Source organism: Streptomyces sp. NPDC054757 (genome assembly GCF_053612185.1).
In genome coordinates this window covers 251,939-277,279 of record NZ_JBSHBW010000001.1, presented here as the reverse complement: position 1 = coordinate 277,279, position 25,341 = coordinate 251,939, and the positions used below count along the sequence as shown (strand labels likewise).

Here is a 25,341-nt window from a genome sequence, read left to right as displayed (position 1 = left end):
ACGGGCTCCGCTCAGACCGGGAGCCGCCTGAACAGCGGCCTCGGGACGTGCCGGACGGCCGACATCACCAGCCGCAGCGCACCCGGCACCCAGACGGTCTCCGACCGGCGGCGCAGCCCCGTCTCGATGGCCAGCGCCACCGCCTCCGGCGTGGTGGCCAGCGGAGCCTCCTCAAGCCCCGTCGTCATCTTCGAGCGGACGAAGCCGGGGCGCACCACCATCACATGGACACCGGTCCCGTGCAGGGCGTCGCCGAGTCCCTGGGCGAACGCGTCGAGGCCCGCCTTGCTCGATCCGTAGATGAAGTTGGCCCGGCGGGCACGCTCGCCCGCCACCGACGAGAGCACCACCAGGGAGCCGTGGCCCTGTCCCTGGAGCGCTTTCGCGCAGATCAGGCCGGCGGAGACCGCACCGGTGTAGTTGGTCTGCGCGACTCTGACCGCCGACAGCGGGGCGCTCTCGTCGCGTGCCTGATCGCCCAGCAGGCCGAAGGCGAGCAGCACCATGTCGATGTCGCCCTCCGCGAACACCTTGCCCAGCGTCTCCTCGTGGGAGGCCGGGTCCAGGGCGTCGAAATCGGCCGTACGGACCTCCGCGCCCAGGGTGCGGAGGTGTTCGGCCGCCGCGTCGAGTGCGGGGGACGGGCGGCCGGCCAGCCAGACCGTCCTGGTACGGCGGGTCACCAGGCGGCGGGCCGTGGCCAGCGCGATCTCGGACGTACCGCCGAGGATCAGCAGGGACTGGGGGGCACCGAATGCGTCTTTCATGGCTGCTTCCTCGGGTCGGGTTACGGGTTACGGGAGTCGGGGTTCGGGAGTCGGGGTTCGGGCTCGCGGTCGGAGGGTGTGGGGCAGGGGCTGAGGGGCGGGGCAGGGCGTGGCGCTCCGTCAGAGGCCCAGGCGGCGGGAGAGGTCGGATGTGAACACCGCACCCGGGTCGAGTTCCGCACGCAGCGACCGGAACTCCCCGAGCCGCGGGTACATCGCGGCCAGCAGCTCCGGGCGCAGCCGGGAGTCCTTCGCCAGGTAGACACGGCCGCCCGCCCCCGCCACCTCCTCGTCCAGGGTGTCGAGGAACGCCCCGAGTCCGCCGAGGTTCGCCGGGATGTCCAGGGCGAGCGTCCACCCCGGCACCGGGAACGAGAGCCAGCCCGGGTCGGCCTCGCCGAAGCGCTTCAGCACCGCGAGGAACGAGGGGCAGCGGCGCCGGGAGATACGCCCCACGATGCGGCGCAGGGTCTCCTCCTGCCCGTACCCGACGACGAACTGGTACTGGACGAAGCCGCCGCGCCCGTAGACCCGGTTCCAGTGCGGGACCCCGTCGAGCGGGTGGAAGAAGGAGGCGAGCCGCTGGATCTGCCCGGTGCGCAGCCGGGGCGCCCTGCGGTACCAGAGTTCGTTGAAGAGCGAGACGGAGGTACGGCCCAGCAGGCCTTCCGGGACGAAGGAGGGGGGCGCGGGGAGTGTGGCGGGGCGGAAGGCCAGCGGCGCGCGCCGCAGGCGGGCCGGGAGCGCGTCGAGGGGCGCGTGGTCGCCGCGGGTCAGCACCGAGCGCCCGGTGGCGGCGCCGCGGGCCAGCAGATCGATCCAGGCCACCGAGTAGCGGTAGCGGTGGTCGGTCGCCGTGAGACGGGCCATCAGGTCGTCGAGATCGGTGGCCCGCTCGGTGTCCACCGACATCAGGGACGTGCCCACCGGCAGAAGCTGCACCGTCGCGGTGAGGATGGCGCCGGTCAGCCCCATCCCGCCGGCCGTCGCGTCGAACAGCGCGGTGCCGGGTACGGCCGTGTGCACCGTGCCGTCCGCCGTGAGCAGTTCGAGCGAGCGGACATGGCGGGTGAAGGAGCCCGACACATGGTGGTTCTTGCCGTGGATGTCGGCGCCGATCGCGCCGCCCACCGTGACATATCTGGTCCCCGGGGTCACCGGCACGAACCAGCCCAGCGGCAGCAGCACCTCCATCAGCCGGTGCAGGCTCACCCCCGCGTCGCAGACCACGGTGCCGGTGTGGGCGTCGATGGAGTGGATCCGGTCGAGACCTGTCATGTCGAGCACGGCGCCGCCCGCGTTCTGCGCGGCGTCACCGTAGGCCCGGCCCAGCCCGCGCGGGATCGAGCCGCGTGCCCCGCAGCCGAGCACCGCTGCCGCCGCCTCCTCGTACGTACGCGGGCGGACCAGCAGCGACGTCGTCGGCGCGGTACGGCCCCAGCCCGTCACCGAGCCCACCGAACTCATGGCCCCCAGGGAGCGGACCGGGCTCCCGCCGCGCACCGGGTTCCCTCCGCGCGCCGGGCTCCCTCCGCGCACCGCGGTCACGGAGTGTGCCGGATTGGTGGGGCTCGCCGGGCTCGCGGGCGTGGTGCCGCGCGCTGACGCGGTGGTTTCGGCAGACATGGAAGAGACCGTATCGCCCGGATGCGAGGGGAAATGGGTGATTGAGGGAGTGTCAACCAGTATGGCCGTGATTATCGGGCAATGTCATATAAGAGCCTTCCCGTCGTGGAGAGGGCTGTGCGGAAGTCAGCGGAACCATCAGCGGAGAGAGGTGAGGCAGTGCGGTCCATAGAAACCGATCGCCGGCTTCTGTCGGCGATACGCGACTGCGGTACTGATCCACGGGTGGGCGGCGCCGCGCGCGCCCTCTCCCTCAGCGGGGAACACGGCGCGCTCTGGCTCGCCGCCGGACTCACCGGCGCGGTCGCCGACCGTGAGCGGCGCACCGCCTGGTTACGGGCCACCGCGCTGATCGGCACGGCCCATCTCGTGAGCATGGGCGTCAAGCGGGTGGTGCGCAGACCCCGCCCCCGGCCCGCGGCAGGGCCGCCGCCCCTCGTCCGCACCGCCGGACGGCACTCCTTCCCCAGCTCGCACGCCTCGTCGGCGGTGGCCGCCGCCGTCGCCTTCGGCGCGCTGCGCCCCGCGGGCCGCCGTCTCGTCACGCCGCTCGCCGCCGCGATGTGTGTCTCCCGGCTGGTCGTCGGCGTCCACTACCCGACCGATGTCGCCGCGGGGGCACTGCTCGGCGGGGTCACCGCCGGGCTCGGCGCCAAATGGATGCGAGGCACCTATGTCCGACCTCTCTGACGTCTCCCGGATCACCCAGTTCCCCGAGCGCGAGCCCGTCGCCCAGCTGCCGCTGCTCCCCGAGCGCGAGCCCGTCGCCCAGCTGCCGCTGCTCCCCGAGCGCGAGCCCGTCGCCCAGCTGCCGCCGCTCCCCGAGGGCGGCCCCGTCGCCGAGGGCCCGCCGAGACCTCCGCCGCTCGCCGTTCCCGGCCGGCCCGGGGCGCTCGGGCTGCCGCTGGGGCTGCTCAGGACCGCCCGCCCCCGGCAGTGGGTCAAGAACGTCCTGGTCGCCGCCGCGCCCGCCGCCGCCGGAGAGCCGCTCTCCCGGGGTGCCGTCACCCAACTGGGTCTCATATTCGTGCTGTTCACGGCCGCCGCGTCCGCCGTGTACCTGGTCAACGACGCCCGGGACGCCGAGGCCGACCGGGCCCATCCGGTCAAGTGCCTGCGCCCGGTGGCGGCCGGACAGGTGCCCGTACCCGTCGCCTACGCCGCCGGCGCCCTGCTCGCCGTGGCGGCCACCACCGCAGCCGCCGTCCTCTGCAACGGCATGACGGCCGCGCTGCTCTGCGCGTACATCGTGATGCAACTCGCCTACTGCGTCAGCCTGAAGCACATCCTGGTCGTCGACCTGACCGTGGTCACCACCGGATTCCTGATGCGCGCCATGATCGGCGGGGTGGCGCTCGGCATTCCGCTCTCGCGCTGGTTCCTGATCACCGCCGGGTTCGGCGCGCTCTTCATGGTCGGCGCCAAGCGCTACTCCGAGGCCGTCCAGATGGAGGGCGACGGACGGACCCGCGCCCTGCTCTCCGAGTACACCACCGGATATCTGCGCTTCGTCTGGCAGCTGGCCTCCGGTGTCGCCGTGCTCGCCTACTGCCTCTGGGCGATGGAGAGCAGCGGACCGCCCGGCGCCGGTCTGCTGCCCTGGCGCCAGCTGTCGATGGTCCCCTTCATCCTCTCCATCCTGCGGTACGCCGTCTTCGCCGACCGCGGCGCCGCCGGAGCCCCCGAGGACGTCATCCTGGGCGACCGCGCGCTCGCCGTGATCGCAGTCGCCTGGATCGCCATGTACGCGCTCGCGGTCGCCCGTCTGTGAGGGACGGCCCGGACGGCCAGCCGGACGTGAGGCGGTACGGGAGGGGTGGACCATGACCGGAAGGGTGCGCCATGACTGTCGGACGCCGTGAGATCGCGGGCTTCGCGCTCGCCGGACTCTGCGCGTACGCCGCCGACCTGGGCCTCTTCGTCGCCCTGCGGAGCGGCGCCGGATGGGGGCCGATCAGCGCCAAGTCGGTCTCCTTCCTGGCCGGCTGCACGGTCGCCTACCTCGGCAACGCCTTCGGCACCTACCGCGGGCGGCGGGTCGGCTGGCGCGAGTACACCGTCTTCTTCGGGGTGAACATCGCGGGCGCCGCCGTCCAGCTGCTCTGTCTCGCCGTCTCGCACTACGTGCTCGGGCTGACGTCCCCGCGCGCGGACACCGTCTCCGGGGCGGTCGTCGGCATGGCACTCGCCACCTGCCTGCGCTTCTGGGGGACGAGGACGCTGGTTTTCGGTGGTGAGGGTAGGCGTACGCCATGGACTGGCTGACGAAGCTCCCCGGAATCGGCCCATGGGTGGCACGGGCGACGCGCACCCATGCGTGGCGCTCGTACGAGACCCTCGGCAGGGTGCACTGGACGAGGCTCGCGGCCGCGATCACCTTCACCAGTTTCCTGGCGCTCTTCCCGCTGATCACGGTCGGTGCCGCGATCGGCGCCGCCCTGCTCACCCCCTCCCGGCTGCACTCCCTGCAGAGCGCGCTGGCCCGCCAGGTGCCCGGGATCTCGGACCAGCTGGACCTCAACACGCTGGTGCAGAACGCGGGCACGGTCGGAGTGGTCGCCGGAGCGGCGCTGCTCTTCACCGGTATCGGCTGGGTCGGCTCGATGCGGGACTGTCTGCGTGCGGTGTGGGAGCTGGACAACGCGGACGAGGGCAACGTCATCGTGCGCAAGCTCAAGGACGGGGGGATCCTGCTCGGGACGGGCGGCGCCGTGCTCGTCTCGTTCGGCGCGTCGGCCGTCGGTTCCAGCGCGGTCCACTGGACGGCCCGGCACATCGGCATCACGGACACCGGCTGGGGCAGCGTGCTCCTCCAGGGCGTGGCGTTCGCACTGGCCGTACTCGCCGACTTCCTGGTGCTCCTGTACGTACTGACCCTGCTGCCCGGGGTCGAGCCGCCCCGCCGCCGGCTGATCACCGCGGGACTCATCGGCGCCTTCGGCTTCGAACTGCTCAAGCTGCTGCTCAGCGGCTATATCCAGGGCGTCGCGTCGAAGAGCATGTACGGCGCCTTCGGCGTCCCCGTCGCGCTGCTGCTGTGGATCAGCTTCACGGTGAAACTGCTCCTCTACTGCGCGGCCTGGACCGCGACGGGGCACTCCGACGACGAGGAGATCAGCGACGTGGAAAACGTCGTACCAGATCCGGCAGCGGCCAGCGGCGGTTCACCAGGAACACCCCGGCCGCCAACAGGAGCAACGCCCCTGCGCTGATCGCCAGGGCGGTGCCCATCCCGCTGGAGCCGCCCTTCTGCGCTCCGGCGGCCGGTGCGGAGCCCTTGGTGCCCCCGGTCCCGGCGCCGTCCCTGCCGTCGTGTCCGGCGCCGCCGCTCTTCGCCGCGCCACCGGACTGCCCCGCCGCGGAGCTGCCGGGCGCGACCAGTTCGCCGACCGGCGTGACCTTGCCCTCGGACGCGAAGCCCCAGTCGAGCAGCCGGGCCGCCTCCTTGTAGACCGCCTGGCTCTCGGTCGGACGGGGCTTCATGACGGTGACGAGCAGCACATGGCCGCCGCGCTCGGCGACCGCGGTGTAGGTGGCGCCCGCGTGGGTGGTGTTGCCGTTCTTGACGCCCGCGATGCCCTTGTACTGGGTGACGCCGTCGGCGCCGGTCAGCAGGCGGTTGGTGTTCTGGATCCCGAAGGTCTCGCGCTTCTTGCCCTTCTTCTGCTCGCCGGGGAACTGCGCGGTCGCCGTCGAGCAGTAGGTACGGAAGTCCTTCTTCTGCAGCCCGCTGCGGGCGAAGAGCGTCAGGTCGTACGCGCTGGAGACCTGGCCGGGCTCGTCGTACCCGTCCGGCGAGACCACATGGGTGTCGAGGGCGCGGAGGTCGTCGGCGTGCGCCTGCATGTCGCGGACGGTCTTCGGTACGCCGTGGTTCATCGCGGCCAGCACATGGACGGCGTCGTTCCCGGAGCGGAGGAAGACCCCGAGCCACAGGTCGTGGACCGTGTAGGTGAGGTTCTCCTTGATGCCGACCAGGCTGCTGCCCTCGCCCATGCCCGCGAGGTCGGACGGCGCCACCTTGTGGGTCATGTCCGCCGGGAACTTCGGCAGGAGGGTGTCCGCGAGCAGCATCTTGAGGGTGGACGCCGGGGCGAGCCGCCGGTGGGCGTCGTGCGAGGCGAGGACATCGCCGGACTCGGCGTCGGCCACGATCCAGGACTCACCGGAGAGCTTCTTCGGCAGGGCAGGTGCGCCGGGGCCGGGCTCCACCTGGGTGCCGGTCCTGGCGAGCCGCGCCCCGCCGATCTCCGACCGTGCGGTCTTCGCGTCCCCGGAGGTCTTTCCGTCCCCGGAGGTCTTCGCGTCCCCGGAGGTCTTCGGCGTACCGGTGGCGGACGGTTTCGGGCCCGTCGCGGTCGCGGCCGACGCGGGCACGGCGCAGAGGGCGGGCAGCAACGCGGCGGATATGAGCGTCAGTACGGTCCTTTTCGCGCTCTTTCCAGCGCTCTTTCCGGCGGATTTCTGAACGGAATTGTCAACGGACTTCTCAGCGGCAGGCACGGTGGTGAAATTACAGGCAGATCACAGGGGACCGACACCGTGGGGTGGCCCGCCCGGCCGCGCGCGGGTAACCCCTACGCGGCGGCCCGCCGGTGCGCCCGGACACCCCGGAGACCCAGCACCCCGATGACCGTGCCCAGGATGAACGAGACGATGGCGAGCGCCAGGTGGATCCAGAGGTAGGCGGTGGGTTTGCCGTCGTCGAACGCGAGCCCGCTCGCGTCCTTGAACAGGTTCTTCGCGAAGGTGATCCAGACCACCCACGACCACACGCCGAACGCTGCGAGGAACCAGGAGGCGGTGCGGTTGAGTTTCATGGGGCGTCGTCCTTCGCGGCCGGTGGGGGTGTTCCTGCCAGTATGTGACCCCGCCGCGAGCGGCCGGCCGATGGGGTACGCCCGGGGGTACGGAGCACGTCCCGCCGGGCCCGGACCTGCAGGCCGGAGCAGGTGCGGCCCTTGATGAAAGTTGCCTAACAACTTGGCCTACGTGAAGATTTTCTCTTCCACGTGTGAAAGTCGTGTGGTTGGGTTGGCGCCGACTTGGGTCTGACGTGCGCCGGTCCGCGCGTCCACGGGTGGGTTGAGGGGTACAGCACAATGCGTTCGATCCGAATGCGGATTCTGGCGATATGCGTCGTTCTGGCGTGTGCCGGTGTCGGCGCTTGGCAGTTGCTTCCCGACGACGGCGGCAAGAAGAAACCCATTGTCATCGGAACCACCGACGTCGTCTCCTCGCTGGACCCGGCCCAGGCGTACGACGCCGGCTCCTGGGCCCTCTACAGCGGGCTCTTCCAGTCGCTGATGTCGTTCAACGTCGGTTCCTCCACCCCGGTCCCGGATGCCGCGCGCAGCTGTGAGTTCACCGATGACGCGCTGCGTACCTTCACCTGCACCATGCGTGACGACCTGACGTTCTCGAACGGCCACAAGGTCACGGCGGAGGACGCGGCATTCTCCTTCAACCGGGTGCTGCGGATGAAGGGGAACGGCCCGGCCCCGCTGTACCCCACGCTCAAGAACGTCGACGCGTCGGGCGACAAGGTCGTCTTCCACCTCAAGTCCCGTGACGCCACCTTCGCGTCGAAGATCGCGACCGGCGGCGGCGCCATCGTCGACCACACCGCGTACCCGGCGGACAAGGGCCGCAAGGGCGGTACGGTCGTGGGCTCCGGGCCCTATGTGCTGAAGTCCTACAAGAGCGGCGTCAGCGCCGTCCTGGAACCGAACCCGAAGTACAAGGGCCTGATCAAGAAGACCGGCGTTCCGGTCGAGATCCACTACTTCAAGCAGCCCGCGCAGCTCGACGCCGCCTGGAAGCACAAGACCATCGACGTCGCGCACCGGGTGATGACGCCCGACACGCTGGCGAAGCTCTCGCCCAGTGACCCGGACGCCCATGTCAGCGAGGCGACCGGCAGCGAGACCCGCAACCTGGTCTTCAACGTCCGCAAGAGTTCGGCGCTCGCCGACACCAGGCTCCGCCGGGCGGCGGCCGACCTGGTCGACCGGGCGCAGCTGTCCGAGAAGGTCTACAACGGCACGGTCGAACCGCTCTACTCGCTGATCCCGCAGGGCTTCACCGGCCACACCACCGCCTTCTTCGACGCCTACCCGAAGGTCGATGTGGCGGCGGCCCGGCAGCTGGTCCAGCAGGCCGGTGTGCAGACCCCGGTGCACTTCACCTACGCGTACTCCAGCACGAACGTCACCGACGAGGAGGCGCGGATGCTGAAGACGCAGCTGGAGAAGGGCGGCCTCTTCAAGGTCGAGCTCAAGGGGATGACGGACTGGACGAAGTTCCAGGACGACTACCGGCTCGGCAAGTTCGACGCGTACGCGGTCGGCTGGATCGCGGACTACCCGGACGCCGACAACTACGCGCAGCCCCTGGTCGGCACCGGCAACAGCCTCTTCAACGGCTACAGCAGCAAGGCCGTCGACGGACTGATCAGCCACACCCAGCAGTTCACCGACCGGGGCCGTACCTCCGACGACTTCAAGGCGCTCCAGGACGACGTCGCGCAGGACGTACCGCTGATCCCGCTCTGGCAGCGCAAGGACTACGTGCTGACCAGCGACGACGTGTCGGGCGGGCAGTATCTGTCGGACGGTACGGGCGTCTGGCGGATCTGGGAACTGGGCTGGCTGTAGGGGCCCGGGCGGGGCGCCCCTTCAGGACCTCTTGCGGGCCGTCGCTGTCTCCGCCATCCCCGGCAGGAAGTCCGTGAACAGCTCGTGTACGTCGTGGACCAGCGGGCGCAGCACCCGGAACCGGGCCAGCGCGATGCCCCGGGTGGTGAGCCGTGCCCCGCGCGCGGCGAGCCGCCTGCTGCGCTCCCGCTCGGGTGACCGGTCGAAGACCCAGTACAGGACCAGCCCCATCTGCGACAGCCACATCAACTCCGGCAGTACGTCGGCCAGATCGCCGGGGATCTTCGCCTTCGCGCCGGTGAGCACCTCCCGGTGGAGGGAGATGGCCAGCTCGCGGGCGGACTCCGACTCCGCCGAGAAGGGGCTCAGCGGGCTCTCCGGATCGGCCGCGTTCTTGAAGAACTGGGCGGCGAACTCGTGGTACGGGGCGGCGACATCGAGCCAGGCCGTCAGCACCCCGGTGAGCCGCTTCTCCAGATCGGTCTCGTGGTCGAGCACAGGGCGCACCGCGGCCCGGTGCTCGGCGCCGATACGGTCGTAGAACCCCTGGATCAGGTGTTCCTTGCCGGAGAAGTAGTAGTACGCGTTCCCGACGGAGACCCCGGCCTCGCGGGCGATGACCCGCATCGTCGTCCCGTCGTAACCGCGCTCCTGGAAGAGCCGGAGCGCGGTTTCGAGGATGAGCGTCCGGGTCTGCTCGCTCTTCGGGGGCTTCGCATCAGTCACGGTGCCCGAGCCTAACCGGGCACCGCACACCGCTCCTCGCAGGGCGGTGCTGTGGCCTCGCGGTACTTGGCGGCCGTGAGCATCGCGGCCCTGATGAAGGGCGCCCCTGCCGGGGTGGCGAGCCAGTAGGACTTGGGCCGGTGGGCGGCGAGCGCCCAGAGGCAGACGATCCAGGCGGCCGGCCCCCGGTAGATCTGGCCCCGGTCGCCGATCACCGTGATCTCCCGGAGGGTGCTGCCGTGGTCGAGTCCGGGGAACCGCTCCCTGGCCGCGGCCGACGCGGCGGGCACCAGATCGAGCGGGACGAGCTGGCGCTGTCCGCCCAGCCAGTGCCGCAGATGGGCGCAGAGCGGGCACTGTGCGTCGTACAGCACGGTCAGGCGCCTGACGGAGAGGTCATGGGGCTGACTCATCGCCGTTCAGGCCCCGGCGCCCGGCGCGACCCACCCCTGCGGCGGCACCGGCGGAGTCTGCTCGCGCTCCATGATCCCGCGCCGGCGGAACTTGTTGAGCGCGTAGACGTTGCCGAGGTGCATCCCGCCGAGTACGAGCAGTACGACGCCGAGTTTCGTCGACAGCGCCTCGAAGACCCCCCGGGCGTCGGCGACGGTGCCGCCGTCCTGGAGGTACAGGGCCACGAAGCCCAGGTTCACCAGGTAGAAACCCACCACCAGAAGGTGGTTGACGGCCTCGGCGAGCTTCTCGTTCCCCTTCAGCACATCGGCGAGGAAGATCCGGCCGTGGTGGCTGAGTGTGCGGGCCACCCAGACGGTCAGCGCGACGCTGATGACGAGGTAGACGACGTACGCGACAACTGTGAGGTCCATGCCCCACCCTCCCTTGAACGCGTTCAAAAGCTGACGTCATGAACTGTAGACCTGCTTTTGAACATGTTCAACACAGGGGTGTGCGGCAGAAGGCACCGATGAACTCACTCCGCCGGGACGGCACATGGCGACGGGGCGCCGGCCGGGCGCCCGGCGACAGGGGACCCGCACACGGCGACGGGACACCCGGCGGAAAGCCCGAGGGCCCCGCCGCCCGGAAACCGGGTGACGGGGCCCTCGTGGTGGCCGCTGAGGGCGGCCGGAAGGGTCAGAAGCGGCGGGTGATGAGCGCGCGCTTCACTTCCTGGATCGCCTTGGTGACCTCGATACCGCGCGGGCAGGCGTCCGTGCAGTTGAACGTCGTACGGCAACGCCACACGCCGTCCTTGTCGTTGAGGATCTCCAGGCGCTGCTCGCCGCCCTCGTCACGCGAGTCGAAGATGAAACGGTGCGCGTTGACGATCGCGGCCGGGCCGAAGTACTGGCCGTCGTTCCAGAACACCGGGCAGGACGACGTGCACGCGGCGCAGAGGATGCACTTGGTGGTGTCGTCGAACCGCTCGCGGTCCTCGGCGGACTGCAGACGCTCACGCGTCGGCTCGTTGCCGCTGGTGATGAGGAAGGGCATCACATCGCGGTACGCCTGGAAGAACGGGTCCATGTCGACCACGAGGTCCTTGAGGACCGTGAGGCCCTTGATGGCCTCGATCAGGATCGGCTTCTCCGGGTTGATGTCCTTGATCAGCGTCTTGCAGGCGAGCCTGTTCTTGCCGTTGATCCGCATCGCGTCCGAACCGCAGACCCCGTGCGCGCAGGAGCGGCGGAAGGTCAGCGTGCCGTCGAGCTCCCACTTGATCTTGTGGAGGGCGTCGAGCACACGCTCCTTCGGGTCGATCTCGACCTCGAAGTCCTGCCACTGCGCCTCGTCCGAGATCTCCGGGTTGAACCGGCGGATCCGGAAGGTGGCCGTGATGAAGGGGGAGTCGGCGAAACCGGCCTCCGCCTTGCCGGCCGATTCGGCCTTGTCCATGGTCGGGGTAGCCATCAGTACTTACGCTCCATCGGCTGGTAGCGGGTCTGGACGACCGGCTTGTAGTCGAGCCGGATCGACTCGGAGCCGTCGTCGCCCACCTCGCGGTACGCCATGGTGTGGCGCATGAAGTTGACGTCGTCGCGGTTGGGGAAGTCCTCGCGGTAGTGACCGCCGCGGGACTCCTTGCGCGCCAGGGCGGACGTCGCCATGACCTCGGCGAGGTCCAGCAGGTTGCCCAGCTCGATCGCTTCGAGGAGGTCGGTGTTGAACCGGCGGCCCTTGTCCTGCACCGACACGTTCAGATAGCGCTCGCGCAGCTCGCCGATCTTCTCGACGGCCGTCTTGATCGTCTGCTCGGTACGGAACACCATCACATTGGCGTCCATGCACTCCTGGAGCTCGGTGCGCAGCACGGAGACCCGCTCGGTGCCGGTCGAGTCACGCAACCGCTCGACCTGCGCCTCGACCAGCGCGGCCGGGTTCTCGGGAAGCTCGGTGAAACCGTTCTTCGCCGCGTACTCGGCGGCCGCGATGCCCGACCTGCGCCCGAAGACGTTGATGTCGAGCAGCGAGTTGGTGCCCAGGCGGTTGGCGCCGTGCACCGAGACGCAGGCGACCTCGCCGGCCGCGTACAGGCCGGGCACGACCGTGGTGTTGTCCGCGAGGACCTCACCCTGGACGTTCGTCGGGAGGCCGCCCATGGCGTAGTGCGCGGTGGGCTGGATCGGGATCGGGTCGGTGTACGGCTCGATGCCCAGGTACGTACGCGCGAACTCCGTGATGTCCGGGAGCTTGGCGTCCAGCTGCTCCGGCGGGAGGTGCGTCAGGTCGAGGTACACGTGGTCGCCGGCGGGACCGCAGCCGCGGCCCTCCCGGATCTCCGTGTAGATGGAGCGGGAGACGACGTCACGGGAGGCGAGGTCCTTCATGACCGGCGCGTACTTCTCCATGAAGCGCTCGCCGTCCTTGTTGCGGAGGATGCCGCCCTCACCGCGGGCGCCCTCCGTCAGCAGGATGCCCATGCGCCAGATGCCCGTCGGGTGGAACTGGAAGAACTCCATGTCCTCCAGGGGCAGACCGCGGCGGTAGCAGGCGGCCTGGCCGTCCCCGGTCAGGGTGTGCGCGTTCGACGTGACCTTGAAGAACTTGCCGGTGCCGCCCGACGCGTAGATCACGGACTTCGACTGGAAGACGTGGATCTCGCCGGTCGCCAGCTCGTAGGCCACGACGCCCGCGGAGGTCTTGACGCCGTCCACCTCGACCAGCAGCTGGTCCAGGACGTAGAACTCGTTGAAGAACTCCACACCCTCCTTGACGCAGTTCTGGTAGAGGGTCTGGAGGATCATGTGGCCGGTGCGGTCCGCGGCGTAGCACGCACGGCGGACCGGGGCCTCACCGTGGTTGCGGGAGTGACCGCCGAAGCGGCGCTGGTCGATCTCCCCGGCGGGCGTCCGGTTGAACGGCAGGCCCATCTTCTCCAGGTCGAGGACCGCGTCGATGGCCTCCTTCGCCAGGATCTCGGCGGCGTCCTGGTCGACCAGGTAGTCGCCGCCCTTGATCGTGTCGAAGGTGTGCCACTCCCAGTTGTCCTCCTCGACGTTGGCGAGGGCCGCGGCCATGCCGCCCTGGGCGGCACCGGTGTGGGAGCGGGTCGGGTAGAGCTTCGTCAGCACGGCGGTGCGGCTGCGCTTCGTCGACTCGATGGCCGCGCGCATACCGGCCCCGCCGGCCCCGACGATGACGGTGTCGTACTTGTGGATCTTCATGATGAAAGCGCCTCGGTCCCGGGCTTCTAGGAGATGTTCGGGTCGAAGGTGAAGATCACCAGCGTGCCCAGCAGGATGGTGAACACCGTGGCGGTGTACAGCAGGCCCTTGAGCCACAGGCGCGTACCGACGCGCTCCGCGTAGTCATTGATGACGGTACGGAGGCCGTTGGCGCCGTGGAGCATCGCCAGCCACAGCATCAGCAGGTCCCAGCCCTGCCAGAACGGCGAGGCCCAGCGGCCCGCCACGAAGGCGAAGCCGATCTTGGTCACACCGCCGTCGAGCACCAGCTGGATCAGCAGGTGACCGAGGACCAGCACGACCAGGACGATCCCGGAGAGGCGCATGAAGAGCCAGGCGTACATCTCGAAGTTGCCGCGCGTGGACTTCGGCGTCTTCTTGGTGCGCTGGCGCGGGGCCTCGATGAGCGGCGCGGGGTGGTCGGCGTCGAAGAGCGAGACGCCCTCGACGGGGCCGACAGCGGAAGAGGTCTCAGCAGACATTCAGTCCTCAGCTCCCGAACAGTTCGCGTGCGGCGTGGCCGAGTACGGGGTAGATGGCCCCGATCATCAGCAGGACCCAGATGCCCACGACCGACCACAGCATCTGCTTCTGGTGGCGCGGGCCCTTGGACCAGAAGTCCACGGCGATGATGCGCAGGCCGTTCAGAGCGTGGAAGAGGATCGCTGCGACAAGGCCGTACTCAAGAAGGCCGACGATCGGCGTCTTGTAGGTAGCGATGACCTTGTCGTAGTCCTCGGGGGAAATACGGACGAGAGCAGTGTCCAGGACGTGTACGAACAGGAAGAAGAAGATGAGGACGCCGGTGACTCGATGAGCCACCCAGGACCACATACCTTCCCGGCCGCGGTACAGCGTTCCAGCCGGCACGGAAAAACCCTCCGGGAGCGGGGGACGGGGGTCATGCCGCCAGCTCTCCCGCTGGGAGAAACTGTGTCGGTCTGGCCCGGCCGGGTACGGTCCACCGGCCCCGGCCATCGTAGCGACGACTTGTCGGTTCCTTCGCCCGGGGGGTTCCGGTGTGATCAAACAGGCAATCAAACAGCCACGGACGGGCTACCGGCATGGCCCGTATCCGCCACAAGCCGGGCGATTCGCCCCCGGGCGAGTCTGCGCAGCTCGTCGGCGGCGACCGACCGCTCCTCGTCGGGCTCGTGCGAGAGCCGGGAACGGATGCCTGCGAGCATCCGGTCCAGGTGTTCCGACGGGCGGACGTCGTCCAGGCAGATCACGAAGGCGTGGCCGAAGCGGCTGCGGTACGCGGTGTGCGCGGCGCTCAGTGCGGTGTGCGCGGCCCGCGGCGCCCGGCCGTGCAGCGGCCCGGCGGCCGGTTCCCCCGCCAGGGCCTGGGCGAGCTCGGCCGGTGACAGGTCGTAGCTCGCCTCGTCGCAGGCGGCGAGCAGCGCCGTCAGGTCCGGGTAGGGGCGGTGGGCCGCCAGCCGCCGGGCCCAGCGGGGACTGGCGCAGCAGCCCAGCAGGGCGCTCTCTGCATGGCCGGCGGGTGCGGAGTTGAACCGGTGGAGTCCGGAGGTGCCCCGCTTCTGCGCGGGTATGGCTGGGCGTGCCGGACCGTCCGTTCTGTGGTGGAGTGACGGCGGTCGCTTCGGAGGGCCGGCGTGGGACTCGCTGGACAGCGTGAGCTCCTCGAACACGACAGGAGGGTCGGATGACGGCGGTGAATGAGCCGCAACGTTATCGAGGCGCAGACTGGAGCGTCCGACGGGTGCGCGATTTTCACCCGGAAGGGAGAGTTTCAAGGCGCGTGATGGACGATCTGGCTGGCATGTCACCCCGGCTCAGCCGTGCACGGGAGGTTTCGGACTGATGAAAAAACTCAACGCACCGGTCCCCATCGCCGTGGGCCTGACCGTCACGGCCGCCGCCGTCGCGCTCGCCGTCACGGTCTGGCCGGACGATGACACGTACGGGGGAAGCGGCCCGGTGGGCCGCGGCTCGGCGGTGACCTCTCCGTCGTCCGACCCGTCGGCGAAGAACTACCCGCTCTCGGCCGCGCCCCGCGCCATCCCCGCGGTACGCCGGCACGGTCCGGCCCGCGGCCCCGGCTGGCACCCGGGGAAGAGCTCCCGCGTCCTGGTCGACAAGGGCTGCAAGGGCCTCACCGACGAGGGCAAGCTCCTCTCGCACGAGCTGAAGATCGGTTACGCGTACGGGGGCAAGGCCCGCGCGGGCGACATCGAACTGGCGCTGAAGCCGGACAAGAAGGCCCCGCCCGAGTCGTACACGCTCAGCGCCCGCGACAGCCGGGTCCTGATCACCGGGCCCGACGAGGCCGGCGTCTTCTACGGCACCCGGACCGTCAAGCAGTCCGTGCAGGCCGACGGGAAGGTGCCCGAGGGTGTCGTCCACGACCAGCCGGCCACCGCGCAGCGGCGGTTCAACCTGGACATCGCCCGCAAGCCGTTCGACGCCGCCTGGATCGAGGACCGGCTGCACGAGATGGCCGACCTCAAGCTGAACCAGCTGGGGCTGCACTTCTCGGACGACCAGGGCTTCCGTATCGCCTCCACCTCCCACCCCGAGGTGGTCTCGCCCGACCACCTCACCACGGCGCAGGTCCACAAGATCGTCTCGCTCGCCTCCAGCCTGCACATCACGGTCGTCCCGGAGATCGACTCGCCGGGGCACCTGGGCGCGGTGATCAAGGCGCACCCGGACCTCCAGCTGAAGACGGCGGACGGCACGCCGGTCAAGGGTGCGGTCGACGTGTCGAACCCGAAGGCCGCGCAGATCGTCGACTCGCTGCTGCGCGAGTACATGAAGCTCTTTCCCGGCCAGTACTGGAACGTCGGCGGCGACGAGTACCAGGCGCTGACGGTGAAGAACCCGGAGGCGTCCTTCCCGCAGTTGGCCGCACTCGCCCGGAAGAAGTACGGCGCGAAGGGCACGGTCCAGGACCTGGCGGTGGCCTGGCTGAACGACCGGGCCGCGGTCGTCCGCAAGGCAGGCAGGACACCGCAGGCGTGGAACGACGGGTTCTTCCGCGGCGGAGTGGCCAAGGCCGACAAGAACATCCAGGTGGAGTACTGGACGGGCAAGGAGTTCGGGGCCCGGCCGCCCGAGGAGTATCTGAGCGAGGGGCGCCAGGTGGTGAACCTCAACGACGAGTACCTGTACTACGTGCTCGGCCAGCCGAACGACTTCACCTACCCGACCGGCAAGCGGATCTACGAACAGTGGACCCCGCTGGTGGTGCGCGGCACCAAGGCGGTCCCCGCCAAGTACGCGCACCTCATCGTGGGCGGGGGCTTCGCCGTCTGGGGCGACTTCCCGAACGCCCAGACCCCGGCGCAGGTCGCCGCGGGGATCAGGATGCCGCTGCGGGCGACGGCCCAGAAGCTCTGGGACCCGGGCAAGCCGAAGCTGACATGGACGCAGTTCACCGCGCTGGCGGCCAAGCTGGACCACCCGGCCGGCTGAACCGGGACGGGTTCACCCCCTCCGGGGGCGGTGGCGCCCGGAGGGCCGTAGCGTCCAGGGATGGACTTCAATATCACCGCGCGGGAAGAGGCACTGCTCCTCCACCTCCGCGAGCAGCTGCACGCGGGCAGCGTGCCCCGGGAGGACGACCTCGCGGCCGAGCTCGGCGACGAGGTGCGGGGGCAGGTGCGCAGCCTGGGCGCGCGTGGCTGGCTCGTCGTACGGCCCTCGCCGGACGGCACGGTCTACGTCGAGGGCCTGTCGTCCCTCGCGGAGTCGGCGCTGTCCAACCGGCGGGACGTGGGCGATCAGTAGGCGGCGACCTGGTCACCGGCGGCCCGCACGGCGCCTGCCCCGGGCCCGGGGGAGGGGCGGGGTCAGACGAGCAGCCGCAGCAGATGCGCGCAGGCCTCCGGTTCCGATGCGTACCGGCCGATGACTTCGGAGAGGCCGCGTTCGTACGCGCCGGTCTCCCACGCCCCACCGTCCTCGGTCCGTTTGAGATAGAGGAAGTCGGTGGGGGTGGGGGCCGGTTCATGGACCCCCTCGATCCGGTAGTAGCCGTCGGGTACTCCGGCGTCGCGCAGCGCGGCACGCAGTTCGTGGCGGTCCATGGGCGGCGCTACTCGCCTGCCGGGGCGGCGGCCTGGGCGAGGTAGTGGTGGTCGAGCAGCCACTTCACATTGAGGCGCTGGCCCTCGCCCGGGTTCAGGAAGACCGGGTCGAGCTTGATCTGCTGCCCGTTGCCGGGCTGCTCGAACCACGGCGCGATACCGCCCTGCCACACCCAGAACGGCTTGGCCACCCGGTAGACGTGGTAGTCGCAGGGCACCGCGGTGTCCCGGGTGCTGAGGCTCTGCGGGGGCAGCGCGCGCTTGGCGTACGCGTCGCCGGCGGGCGCCAGATAGGCGCCGTACTCGGAGCCGAAGCGGTCCAGGCGCTCACCGGTGCGCAGCTTCTCGGGCTCCTTGTCCACCTGCCCGTTGACCTCCTTGAAGCCGTCGTTCGGCGGGTACTTCCAGCCGCCCGACTCCGCGGGGCCGTCCCAGTACTTCTTGAGGAAGTCCGCGGACGACAGCTTCCCGGTCCGGTGGTAGCCCTTGAGCAGGGGCCCCACCGGCTTCTCGTGCTTCGACGGGAGCCACTGCGGCCCGAGCCGGGCGTCACCCCGGAACTCGCCCGAGCAGGGCGCGTGCTGAGGTCCTGAGGCCGCTGTCCGGTCCTGGTGCTCCGGTGGGGCGGTGCTCGCGGCGGCGGGCGCCGCGGCGGTTGCCGCCGCGACGGTCAGCGCGGCGAGAACGGTGCGCGTTCGGTTCACTCAAGGTCCCCTTGTGTCCTGAGTCGTGTCCTGAGGCCCGGCTGGGCCGCATTACGCACGGTAGCCGACCGGTCACCAAATGCGGGGCGGAATGCCGGTGTTGCCCGCTGTGCGACGACCGGGGGCGCGGGGGTGGGGGTCAGGGGGTGCGGGCGGGGCTCGCGAGGAGCGCGCCGTCCGGGCGGGCGCGCGGGGGCGTATGCGCCGGATGATCTGACGGTGTGTGTTTTGTCCGGTTTCGGTAAAGTCGCGAAGGTTCTCCGGACATCGGAACCAGCTCGGTTCAGAGTGTGGATGTCCGGCACAGAGCCGGAAGTTCATCTGCACCATGCGTGGCCGAACGGTCCGCGCATGCCCTGATCTGGGGGTTCCATGTCGTCTTTGTCTTCAGGTTCCCGTCTCGCCGCAGCTGTTCTGGCCTCCGGGGCCCTGCTGGCCGCCGCTGCCTTCCCGGCGGCGGCCACCGGTCACCACCACCCCGCCCCGCGCCCTGAGCGCTCGGCCGTGGTGGTGGGCGCCGTACACCACGTCGACAGCCACGGCCGCGGGCACCACCGCGACAACCGGGCGAACGCGGAGTGGATCACCGTCACCAACCAGTCCCGCAGGGCGGTGGAGCTGCGCGGCTGGACGCTGACCGACGCGCAGCACCACTCCTACCGCTTCCCGGCGCTGCGGCTGGGTGCCCACAAGTCGGTCAAGGTCCACACCGGTCACGGCCGTAACACCTGGACCGACGTCTACCAGAACCGGCGCGCGCCGATCTGGGACCGCGTCGACACGGCGACCCTGCGCGACGCGCGCGGCCGGGTCGTGGACGTCGAGCGCCTGGGGCACCGTCACCACTGACGGCTGACATGACATCGGATGCGCCGCGAGTGGGCCCGCTCGCGGCGCATCGCCGTGTTCCCGGGGAGTTGCCTGCCGGTGCGCGTTCCGGTGCCCCGACATGGAAACGCGGCGGCCAGAAGTGAGTGCATTCGGAAAGGACTTGTCTCGCCGGGGAGCGTGAATTCCCCGTATGTGCACTCGTCCTGGAGCCCTGCCTTCCGGCGCTGCGCCGGTGGTTCGAGAAAATGCGGCCGGGTCCTGCGGAGGATCATTGTCCGCAGGACCCGGCCGCAACTGGGTCGGGGGTGCGTTCGCATGGGCGAGCACGCACGTTTTTCCGCCGAATCCTGAAAGTTTCACCGACTACTCAGAAGTAGTGCTTACGTCCACCGACCGCGCGTCCACTCGCGCCGAGAATCCACAGCAGTGCGCCGACCACGAGGAGAATCCCGCCGACCGTCGACAGCAACGGGACTCCGACAAACAGTCCGATAAGGAGCAGGATGACGCCGAGGATGATCATTATGATTCCGATCTTCAAGTCTCTTCGTGCGCGCAGGATTCCCTGTATCGGACCTGCGGCACGCTTGCCGGTCTACTGCGTAATTCGGACCGGGTGAAATTCCGGCTGACCGCGCTTCCGGCGGTTTCTTGATTCCGTCTTGCACCCACCATGTGCCCCGGACTTCCCTGGGCATGCGCGTGAATCTCATCGACCTCCCGGATTCATGAGCCGGGCACGGGGATGCCCGCATTCGGGGGTCGTGCGCTTCAGGGGCCCGATCAGCAGGCGGCGTCCCGGGAGGTGGCCGCTGAGGCGTACGGGTGGATGGTGAAGACCCGGTCCAGGCCCACGACGCGCAGGACGCGGGCGGTGTTGGCGGGAATCGCGGCCAGGGCGATCTCCGCTCCCTGTTCGATGGCCAGGTTGCGGGCCGCCAGCAGAGCGGTGATGCCGCTGGAGTCGCAGAACTCCAGGCCGGCCAGATCCAGGACCAGCACCTGACCCGCGTCCAGCGTGAGGTCGTCCAGGAGCGTGCGGAGCTCGGATGCCGTCACGTGGTCGAGGTCACCGGCGATCTCCAGTACGGGTCCGGTGGCGGCGTCGCGGGAGGTGATCGTCAGCGGGGCCATCTCAGGTTTCACTCACGGGAACGGGAACGGGAACGGGAACGGGAACGGGAGCGGAGGCCGGAGGCGGGGCGGGTACGCCGAGCGCCAGCAGCGCGGTGTCGTCGTCGAGTCCGTCGCCGAACCCGGCGATCAGTGCGGTCAGGGCGGCGATCAGGGCCTGGGGCCCGGCGGGCGGCCGGCCGGCGGTGAAGGCGCGCAGGGCGTCGTCGCCGTACAGCTCGCGCTCGGGCCCGGTACGGGCTTCGGTAAGGCCGTCGGTATAGAGGAGCAGGGTGTCGCCGGGCAGCAACTGGGTGCGGGCGGCGCTGAACTCGGCCTGGGGAAGGATGCCGATGAGCATCCCGCCCGGGGTGGGGAGGTAGTCGGCGGTACCGTCCGCGCGCTGGATCAGTGCCGAGGGGTGTCCGCCGGAGGCCAGGTGTACGCCGACACCGTCGCTGCCGGGTTCCAGGACACCGAATATGGCCGTGCAGTAGCGGGGGTCGCCGCTGGTGTACCGCTCGTGCAGCACCGTGTTCAGGGTGGTCAGCACCGTGACGGGGTCGGGATCGTGCAGGGCGGCGGTGCGCAGGGTGTAGCGGGTCAGCGAGGTGACGGCGGCGGCTCGTGGGCCCTTGCCGCACACGTCGCCGAGGAAGAACGCCCATCGGTTCGCGCCCAGCGGGAACAGGTCGTAGAAGTCTCCGCCCAGCAGGTCGGGGGAGGCCGTGTGGTAGTACGAGTCGGCCTCCAGGCCCGGAATCGCGGGCAGTTCGGCGGGCAGCAGATTCTGCTGGAGGACGGCGAGGGCCTCCTGGAGCCGTTCGCGGTCGGCCTCGGCCTGCCGGCGTGCCTCCTCCGCCGCCTTGCGGCCGCGCAGCAGCTCGGCCTCGTAGGCACGGCGGTCACGGGCGTCGAAGACCGAAGTGCGGATGAGCAGCGGCTCGCCGTCCGCACTCACCTTCACCTTCGACGTGACCAGCACCGGCATGCGCTCTCCGCCGGCCCTGAGGTCCAGGGCGATACCGCTGGCCTCGCCCTTCATCTGCAGCAGCGGCGCGAAGTGGGTCTCGTGGTAGAGCCTGCCTCCCACGGTGAGCAGATCGGTGAACCGCTTTCGCCCGACCACCTGGGACCGCTCCAGGCCCAGCCAGTCCAGCAGAGTCTCGTTGATCTTCGCGATGGTGCCGTCCATCAGCGTCGACAGATAGCCGCACGGCGCCTGCTCGTACAGCTCCTCGGCGCTGTCCTCAAGGAGTGAGGTGAACGCCGCGTCCATGGCGGCCTTCCCCCGCTCCTGGCCGGGCTCGGGTGCCTGATCCGTGCGGCACATCACCGGCCTGCTCCGGTGAAGTCGATCACCGCTGCGGCGGTGGCCTGCGGTGCGCTGAGCTGCGGGCAGTGCCCCGTCGCCTCCAGAGTGACCAGCCGGCTGCCGGGGATCGCGGCGTGGACATAGGCGCCGACCTCGCGGGGTGCGATCACGTCCTGCGCGCACTCCAGCACGAGCGTCGGTACGGCCACGGTGCCGAGGTCCTCCCGGCTGTCGGACAGGAACGTCGTGCGGGCGAAGACCCGGGCCATGTCCGGGTCGGTCGCGCAGAAGGAGGCCGTCAGCTCCTCGCCGAGCTCCGGGCGGTCCGCGTTGCCCATGATGACCGGGGCCATCGCCGCCGACCAGCCCAGATAGTTCGAGTCCAGGGACTCCAGCAGCTCATCGATGTCGTCGGCGCTGAACCCGCCCCGGTACCCGTCCTCGTCGATGTACCGGGGTGACGGAGCCACCATGACCATGCGGGAGAAGCGTTCCGGCGCCCTGGCCGCCGCGAGCACCCCGACCATGGCGCTGACCGAGTGCCCCATGAAGATCACGTCCCGCAGATCCAGCTCCTCGCAGACATCCAGCACATCGCTGGCGTACCCCTCCAGCGAGCTGTAGCGCCGCTCGTTCCAGGCCGACACGTCCGAACGGCCGGATCCCACATAGTCGAAGAGAACCACCCGGAAGTGTGCGGACAGCGCCGGGACCACCAGGCGCCACATGTTCTGATCACATCCGAACCCGTGCGCCAGCAGAAGCACGGGCCCGTCCGTACGGCCCGTGACAGCGACGTTGTTCCGGCTGCGGATATCCATGTCCGGCAGTCTCCCACCACCCTCCGCCGAGCGGAGAGGGCGTCCGGCGCCCGGCCGGAGCGCCCACGGCTCCCTGTGGCTCTCGCGGGTGGCCGAATGCGGTGCGATTGGTCTACGCCTTCGGGGGCACGAGGACGGTGACACCCCATAAATCGAGAGGGACTTCTGTGTTGATCGCGCACCCCATGGTCCTGCGGAACCTCGTCGACCGGTACGAGGCGCTCCAGCTTCTTCCGTCCGAGCGGCGCACACCGCAGACGGAGCAGGAGAGGGAGGACGTGTCCTACACGCTGTGCGTGACCACCGGCACCCGCACCGTCGAGGACGCGCTCGTGGCCGCGGAGCAGCAGTTGCGCGCCTCGTCGGCCGACCCGGCTGCCACTGCCCCGGACGTACGGCTCACGGCCTGACGCCGACCGACGCGGTCCACGCGGGCGTCGGCTGACGCCTCCCGGTGGCGGGTGGCGCCGACGAGGCCGGTGACCCAGTGGACGGGAAGGCGGCTCAGCGGGTGGGAGGGAAGGCGGCTCAGCGGGCGGGAACCGGCTCGGACGACGGCTGCCACTCCCGCCCGATCAGCCCGAAGACCCATGAGTCGGAGACCTCGCCGTTCACCACACAGTCTTCCCGCAGCGTCCCTTCCCGCACGAAGCCGAGCTTCTCCAGCACGCGGGCGGAGGCCACGTTGCGTGTATCGGTCTCGGCCTGGACGCGATTGAGGTCCAGTGTGCCGAATGCCCACCGCAGCAGAGCCCGCGCGGTTTCGGTCGCGTAGCCGTGTCCCCACGCCGCGGCGTCGAAGCAGTAGCCGAGTGACGCGCTGCGGTACTCCGGATTCCATCTGCTCAGGCCGCACCAGCCGATGAACGCTCCGTCGGAGACACGATCGACGGCCAGCCGCGCCCCGGTGCCCTCCTGCGCCATCTGCCGGCAGGCCGTGATGAACCTCTCGGCGCGCACGCTTTCGGTCCACGGTGGCGCGTCCCAGTAGCGCAGCACGTGGGCGTTGCTGTGCAGGGCGAAGAGGCCGTCCGCATCCGTGTCCTCGAAGGGGCGCAGCCGAAGGCGGGCGGTGTGCAACAAGGGGGTGGGCAGCAGTGTGTTCATGTTTCCCCGGTGATCGGCGACCGGTCAATCAGACATCCGATGCGGGCCACTCGCAACGGGCTTTCCCGGCGGGCCCGCAGACGTGTCCGCTCAGCCGACGTGTCCACTGACCGGCGCGGTACCGCACCCCTCAGCAGGTGTACGAGTACCAGGGTCGCCGCCCCTGGCCGGTTCGGCCGTAAAGCTCCTCTGGCCAGGCGCTTTACGGCGTGGGTGCCAGATCTCGTCATCCTGTCTGCCAGAACATCACGCCGGATCCGCTCGCTCGGGCGCCACGGGAGCCAAATCGAGTAGGACGCATTCTGTCGAAGTAGACTTAGACACATTCCGTTGCCCACAGCACGTAGGAGCGTGAGTGGTGAAAAGCCTGCCGTCCAAGCCGGACGACGTGGTCGACCGCGACCGGGAGTGGGGTCTGCTCGCGGAGTTCCTTACGGATCCGGACCCGGCGATGCGGCTCGGCATCGTGTCGGGGCGGCGAAGGCACGGGAAGTCGTACCTTCTGCAGGCCCTTTCCGAGCAGGTCGGCGGCCTCTACGTCACAGCGGTCCGGGAGGAGGGGCGGCTGCCCGCGATCCAGCGGTTCAGTGACGCTGTCGCCGTCCACGCCGGCCTCCGGCCTGGGAGCCTGCGTCTGACCGACTGGCGTGACGTCCTGTCCAATGCCCTTGATGTGACCGCCCGTTCGGCCCGCCCGCTCCTGGTGATCGACGAGTTGCCGTACCTGCTTCAGCACTCGCCTGAAGTCCCGGGGCTACTGCAGCAGCTCTACGACGAACGTCAGCGGGGTGCCCGTTCCGGTGCCGGGCCGGGGCCGAGGCTGATCCTGTGCGGCTCCGCGATGAGTGTCATGCACGAATTGCTCTCGGGTACCAAGCCGCTGCGGGGGCGTGCGGTGGTCGATCTGCGGCTGGGTGCCTTCAACTACCGTGACAGCCGGACCTTCTGGCAGATCGCCGATCCGCTGACCGCGCTGAAGGTGCACGCCGTCCTGGGCGGAGCCCCGGGCTACCGACCGGTGGCTGCCCGGCCGCACCCGGACGACGGCTTCGACACCTGGCTCACCCGGACGCTGCTCGACCCGGGGCGAGCGGTGTACTCGCGTACCGAAACCGAGTACCTGCTGCGCGAGGACCCCAGGATCACGCAGCACACGCTGTACTACGACATCCTCACCGCGATCGCGCAGGGCGCCTCCACCCCCAGCAAGATCGGTGCCGCCCTGGAACGTCCGCGCAATGCCGTCGCCCACCCGCTCGGAGTGCTGGAATCCACTGGCTACATCCGGCGGGATCAGGACATCCTCCGCTCCCGGCACCCCGTCATCACGCTCGCCGACCCCGTGATCCGCTTCAATCAGCTCATCACTCTCCCGCAAGCCGCCGCAGTGGAGCAGGGGTTCGCCGAGCAAGTGTGGCGGCAGGCCGCTCCGACCTTCAACTCCAAGATCCTTGGACCGCACTTCGAGGATCTGGCCCGCGACTTCACCCGCCGCTACGCCCACACTCTGTTGCCTGACGGAGTGCCTGGCCCAGTCGGCACCACCGAGGTTGCCGACCAGGCTGCCCGGACCAAGCACGAGGTCGATGTCATCGCCCTGGCCGCTGGTGAGCGCCCGCAGGCTCCTCGCGCAAGGATCGCGCTGCTGGGCGAGGCCAAGGCGACGGCTGCCCGCCGCGGGACCGGCGATCTGGAGCGCTTGGAGCGTATCCGTGCTCTGCTTGCCGACCAGGGGTACGACACCGCTGCCACCACTCTGGCCCTGTACTCCCTGCACGGGTTCTACCCCGACCTGATCGATCTGGCAGATCGTCGTGATGACCTCCTTCTGGTCGATCTGGCCGCCCTCTACGGTGACTGAAACCAAGAGAGCGGCCGGTCTCCGCGGGAGGGGGGCAAGGATCACCGCAGCAGCCGGTAGGGAGGTACGCCCTGGTGGCTCGGGCGGCGTGCCCGGGGCGGGCGGGGCCTCTTCC

At 69.9% G+C, this 25,341-nt stretch carries 29 protein-coding genes; 10 read left to right on the top strand and 19 right to left on the bottom strand.

The window, feature by feature from the left end:
* Positions 1 to 11 precede the first annotated feature (11 nt).
* Both ACWGKJ_RS01260 and ACWGKJ_RS01255 read right to left on the bottom strand, forming a co-directional pair.
* On the bottom strand, positions 12 to 767 hold the full coding sequence (locus ACWGKJ_RS01260; protein WP_385031896.1) for a decaprenylphospho-beta-D-erythro-pentofuranosid-2-ulose 2-reductase: 756 nt from the start codon (positions 765 to 767) through the stop codon (positions 12 to 14).
* A gap of 120 nt (positions 768 to 887) precedes the next feature.
* Positions 888 to 2,234, bottom strand: a complete 1,347-nt coding sequence (locus tag ACWGKJ_RS01255) for an FAD-binding protein (protein WP_385031957.1) — start codon at positions 2,232 to 2,234, stop codon at positions 888 to 890.
* A gap of 318 nt (positions 2,235 to 2,552) precedes the next feature.
* Between ACWGKJ_RS01255 and ACWGKJ_RS01250 the strand changes: the two genes are divergently transcribed.
* The 4 genes from ACWGKJ_RS01250 to ACWGKJ_RS01235 all read left to right on the top strand — a co-directional run bounded on the left by ACWGKJ_RS01250 (position 2,553) and on the right by ACWGKJ_RS01235 (position 5,605).
* Complete coding sequence (locus tag ACWGKJ_RS01250; protein ID WP_385031899.1) at positions 2,553 to 3,083, top strand: phosphatase PAP2 family protein; 531 nt, start codon at positions 2,553 to 2,555, stop codon at positions 3,081 to 3,083.
* Entirely contained in the window at positions 3,067 to 4,164 is a 1,098-nt protein-coding gene (locus tag ACWGKJ_RS01245) for a decaprenyl-phosphate phosphoribosyltransferase (protein ID WP_385031902.1), read from the top strand. The genes ACWGKJ_RS01250 and ACWGKJ_RS01245 overlap by 17 nt, the downstream gene beginning before the upstream one ends.
* Before the next feature lie 71 nt (positions 4,165 to 4,235).
* Positions 4,236 to 4,658: a GtrA family protein gene (locus ACWGKJ_RS01240; protein ID WP_385031905.1), complete on the top strand. Its 423-nt coding sequence runs from the start codon at positions 4,236 to 4,238 to the stop codon at positions 4,656 to 4,658.
* On the top strand, positions 4,646 to 5,605 hold the full coding sequence (locus ACWGKJ_RS01235; RefSeq protein ID WP_385031908.1) for a YihY/virulence factor BrkB family protein: 960 nt from the start codon (positions 4,646 to 4,648) through the stop codon (positions 5,603 to 5,605). The genes ACWGKJ_RS01240 and ACWGKJ_RS01235 overlap by 13 nt, the downstream gene beginning before the upstream one ends.
* Here the strand turns inward: ACWGKJ_RS01235 and ACWGKJ_RS01230 are convergent.
* A complete protein-coding gene (locus ACWGKJ_RS01230; RefSeq protein WP_385031911.1) occupies positions 5,508 to 6,896 on the bottom strand; it encodes a D-alanyl-D-alanine carboxypeptidase family protein in 1,389 nt (462 codons plus the stop codon). The genes ACWGKJ_RS01235 and ACWGKJ_RS01230 overlap by 98 nt on opposite strands.
* A gap of 74 nt (positions 6,897 to 6,970) precedes the next feature.
* Positions 6,971 to 7,213, bottom strand: a complete 243-nt coding sequence (locus tag ACWGKJ_RS01225) for an SCO4848 family membrane protein (protein ID WP_385031914.1) — start codon at positions 7,211 to 7,213, stop codon at positions 6,971 to 6,973.
* 282 nt (positions 7,214 to 7,495) lie between these two features.
* On the opposite strand from ACWGKJ_RS01225, the gene ACWGKJ_RS01220 reads away from it, so the two are divergent.
* Positions 7,496 to 9,049, top strand: a complete 1,554-nt coding sequence (locus ACWGKJ_RS01220) for an ABC transporter substrate-binding protein (protein WP_385031917.1) — start codon at positions 7,496 to 7,498, stop codon at positions 9,047 to 9,049.
* Positions 9,050 to 9,070: 21 nt separating this feature from the next.
* On the opposite strand, the gene ACWGKJ_RS01215 is transcribed toward ACWGKJ_RS01220, so the two are convergent.
* The 8 genes from ACWGKJ_RS01215 to ACWGKJ_RS01180 form a co-directional block, all read right to left on the bottom strand.
* Complete coding sequence (locus ACWGKJ_RS01215; RefSeq protein ID WP_385031919.1) at positions 9,071 to 9,775, bottom strand: TetR family transcriptional regulator; 705 nt, start codon at positions 9,773 to 9,775, stop codon at positions 9,071 to 9,073.
* 11 nt (positions 9,776 to 9,786) lie between these two features.
* Complete coding sequence (locus ACWGKJ_RS01210) at positions 9,787 to 10,188, bottom strand: thiol-disulfide oxidoreductase DCC family protein (RefSeq protein WP_385031922.1); 402 nt, start codon at positions 10,186 to 10,188, stop codon at positions 9,787 to 9,789.
* A gap of 6 nt (positions 10,189 to 10,194) precedes the next feature.
* Positions 10,195 to 10,602, bottom strand: coding sequence for a hypothetical protein (locus tag ACWGKJ_RS01205; RefSeq protein WP_385031925.1), 408 nt, complete (start codon positions 10,600 to 10,602; stop codon positions 10,195 to 10,197).
* Between the two features lie 268 nt (positions 10,603 to 10,870).
* On the bottom strand, positions 10,871 to 11,647 hold the full coding sequence (locus tag ACWGKJ_RS01200; RefSeq protein ID WP_385031928.1) for a succinate dehydrogenase iron-sulfur subunit: 777 nt from the start codon (positions 11,645 to 11,647) through the stop codon (positions 10,871 to 10,873).
* Positions 11,647 to 13,401, bottom strand: a complete 1,755-nt coding sequence (sdhA, locus tag ACWGKJ_RS01195) for a succinate dehydrogenase flavoprotein subunit (RefSeq protein ID WP_385031931.1) — start codon at positions 13,399 to 13,401, stop codon at positions 11,647 to 11,649. The genes ACWGKJ_RS01200 and sdhA overlap by 1 nt, the downstream gene beginning before the upstream one ends.
* Before the next feature lie 26 nt (positions 13,402 to 13,427).
* Entirely contained in the window at positions 13,428 to 13,904 is a 477-nt protein-coding gene (locus tag ACWGKJ_RS01190; protein WP_385031934.1) for a succinate dehydrogenase hydrophobic membrane anchor subunit, read from the bottom strand.
* Positions 13,905 to 13,911: 7 nt separating this feature from the next.
* Entirely contained in the window at positions 13,912 to 14,292 is a 381-nt protein-coding gene (sdhC, locus tag ACWGKJ_RS01185) for a succinate dehydrogenase, cytochrome b556 subunit (protein ID WP_385031936.1), read from the bottom strand.
* A gap of 167 nt (positions 14,293 to 14,459) precedes the next feature.
* Positions 14,460 to 15,074 (bottom strand): 2-oxo-4-hydroxy-4-carboxy-5-ureidoimidazoline decarboxylase, encoded by a 615-nt coding sequence (locus tag ACWGKJ_RS01180; RefSeq protein WP_385031938.1) that lies wholly within the window; start codon positions 15,072 to 15,074, stop codon positions 14,460 to 14,462.
* 172 nt (positions 15,075 to 15,246) lie between these two features.
* Between ACWGKJ_RS01180 and ACWGKJ_RS01175 the strand changes: the two genes are divergently transcribed.
* Together ACWGKJ_RS01175 and ACWGKJ_RS01170 are read left to right on the top strand one after the other, a co-directional pair.
* Positions 15,247 to 16,860, top strand: coding sequence for a beta-N-acetylhexosaminidase (locus ACWGKJ_RS01175; protein WP_385031940.1), 1,614 nt, complete (start codon positions 15,247 to 15,249; stop codon positions 16,858 to 16,860).
* Between the two features lie 60 nt (positions 16,861 to 16,920).
* Complete coding sequence (locus ACWGKJ_RS01170) at positions 16,921 to 17,175, top strand: hypothetical protein (RefSeq protein ID WP_385031942.1); 255 nt, start codon at positions 16,921 to 16,923, stop codon at positions 17,173 to 17,175.
* 62 nt (positions 17,176 to 17,237) lie between these two features.
* Here ACWGKJ_RS01170 and ACWGKJ_RS01165 read toward each other — a convergent pair whose 3' ends face one another.
* Both ACWGKJ_RS01165 and ACWGKJ_RS01160 read right to left on the bottom strand, forming a co-directional pair.
* Positions 17,238 to 17,474: a hypothetical protein gene (locus ACWGKJ_RS01165; protein ID WP_385031945.1), complete on the bottom strand. Its 237-nt coding sequence runs from the start codon at positions 17,472 to 17,474 to the stop codon at positions 17,238 to 17,240.
* 8 nt (positions 17,475 to 17,482) lie between these two features.
* A complete protein-coding gene (locus ACWGKJ_RS01160; RefSeq protein WP_385031948.1) occupies positions 17,483 to 18,178 on the bottom strand; it encodes a TNT domain-containing protein in 696 nt (231 codons plus the stop codon).
* Positions 18,179 to 18,550: 372 nt separating this feature from the next.
* Between ACWGKJ_RS01160 and ACWGKJ_RS01155 the strand changes: the two genes are divergently transcribed.
* Positions 18,551 to 19,027: a lamin tail domain-containing protein gene (locus tag ACWGKJ_RS01155; RefSeq protein ID WP_385031951.1), complete on the top strand. Its 477-nt coding sequence runs from the start codon at positions 18,551 to 18,553 to the stop codon at positions 19,025 to 19,027.
* 349 nt (positions 19,028 to 19,376) lie between these two features.
* On the opposite strand, the gene ACWGKJ_RS01150 is transcribed toward ACWGKJ_RS01155, so the two are convergent.
* The 4 genes from ACWGKJ_RS01150 to ACWGKJ_RS01135 all read right to left on the bottom strand — a co-directional run bounded on the left by ACWGKJ_RS01150 (position 19,377) and on the right by ACWGKJ_RS01135 (position 22,258).
* Entirely contained in the window at positions 19,377 to 19,532 is a 156-nt protein-coding gene (locus ACWGKJ_RS01150; RefSeq protein ID WP_385025283.1) for a DUF6131 family protein, read from the bottom strand.
* Positions 19,533 to 19,792: 260 nt separating this feature from the next.
* Positions 19,793 to 20,143 carry an STAS domain-containing protein gene (locus ACWGKJ_RS01145; protein ID WP_385025286.1) on the bottom strand — a complete coding sequence of 117 codons (351 nt, stop codon included), beginning with the start codon at positions 20,141 to 20,143 and terminating at the stop codon, positions 19,793 to 19,795.
* Position 20,144: 1 nt separating this feature from the next.
* Positions 20,145 to 21,455 carry a PP2C family protein-serine/threonine phosphatase gene (locus ACWGKJ_RS01140; protein ID WP_385025138.1) on the bottom strand — a complete coding sequence of 437 codons (1,311 nt, stop codon included), beginning with the start codon at positions 21,453 to 21,455 and terminating at the stop codon, positions 20,145 to 20,147.
* Positions 21,455 to 22,258, bottom strand: coding sequence for an alpha/beta fold hydrolase (locus ACWGKJ_RS01135; RefSeq protein ID WP_385025141.1), 804 nt, complete (start codon positions 22,256 to 22,258; stop codon positions 21,455 to 21,457). Before ACWGKJ_RS01135 ends, ACWGKJ_RS01140 begins: the two co-directional genes overlap by 1 nt.
* Before the next feature lie 167 nt (positions 22,259 to 22,425).
* Between ACWGKJ_RS01135 and ACWGKJ_RS01130 the strand changes: the two genes are divergently transcribed.
* Positions 22,426 to 22,668, top strand: a complete 243-nt coding sequence (locus ACWGKJ_RS01130) for a DUF5133 domain-containing protein (RefSeq protein ID WP_385025144.1) — start codon at positions 22,426 to 22,428, stop codon at positions 22,666 to 22,668.
* Between the two features lie 118 nt (positions 22,669 to 22,786).
* Here the strand turns inward: ACWGKJ_RS01130 and ACWGKJ_RS01125 are convergent, their stop codons facing one another.
* Positions 22,787 to 23,365 (bottom strand): GNAT family N-acetyltransferase, encoded by a 579-nt coding sequence (locus ACWGKJ_RS01125; protein WP_385025147.1) that lies wholly within the window; start codon positions 23,363 to 23,365, stop codon positions 22,787 to 22,789.
* A 355-nt stretch (positions 23,366 to 23,720) separates the two neighbouring features.
* Here ACWGKJ_RS01125 and ACWGKJ_RS01120 point away from each other — a divergent pair, with 355 nt between their 5' ends.
* Positions 23,721 to 25,226: an AAA family ATPase gene (locus ACWGKJ_RS01120; RefSeq protein WP_385025150.1), complete on the top strand. Its 1,506-nt coding sequence runs from the start codon at positions 23,721 to 23,723 to the stop codon at positions 25,224 to 25,226.
* Positions 25,227 to 25,341 lie beyond the last annotated feature (115 nt).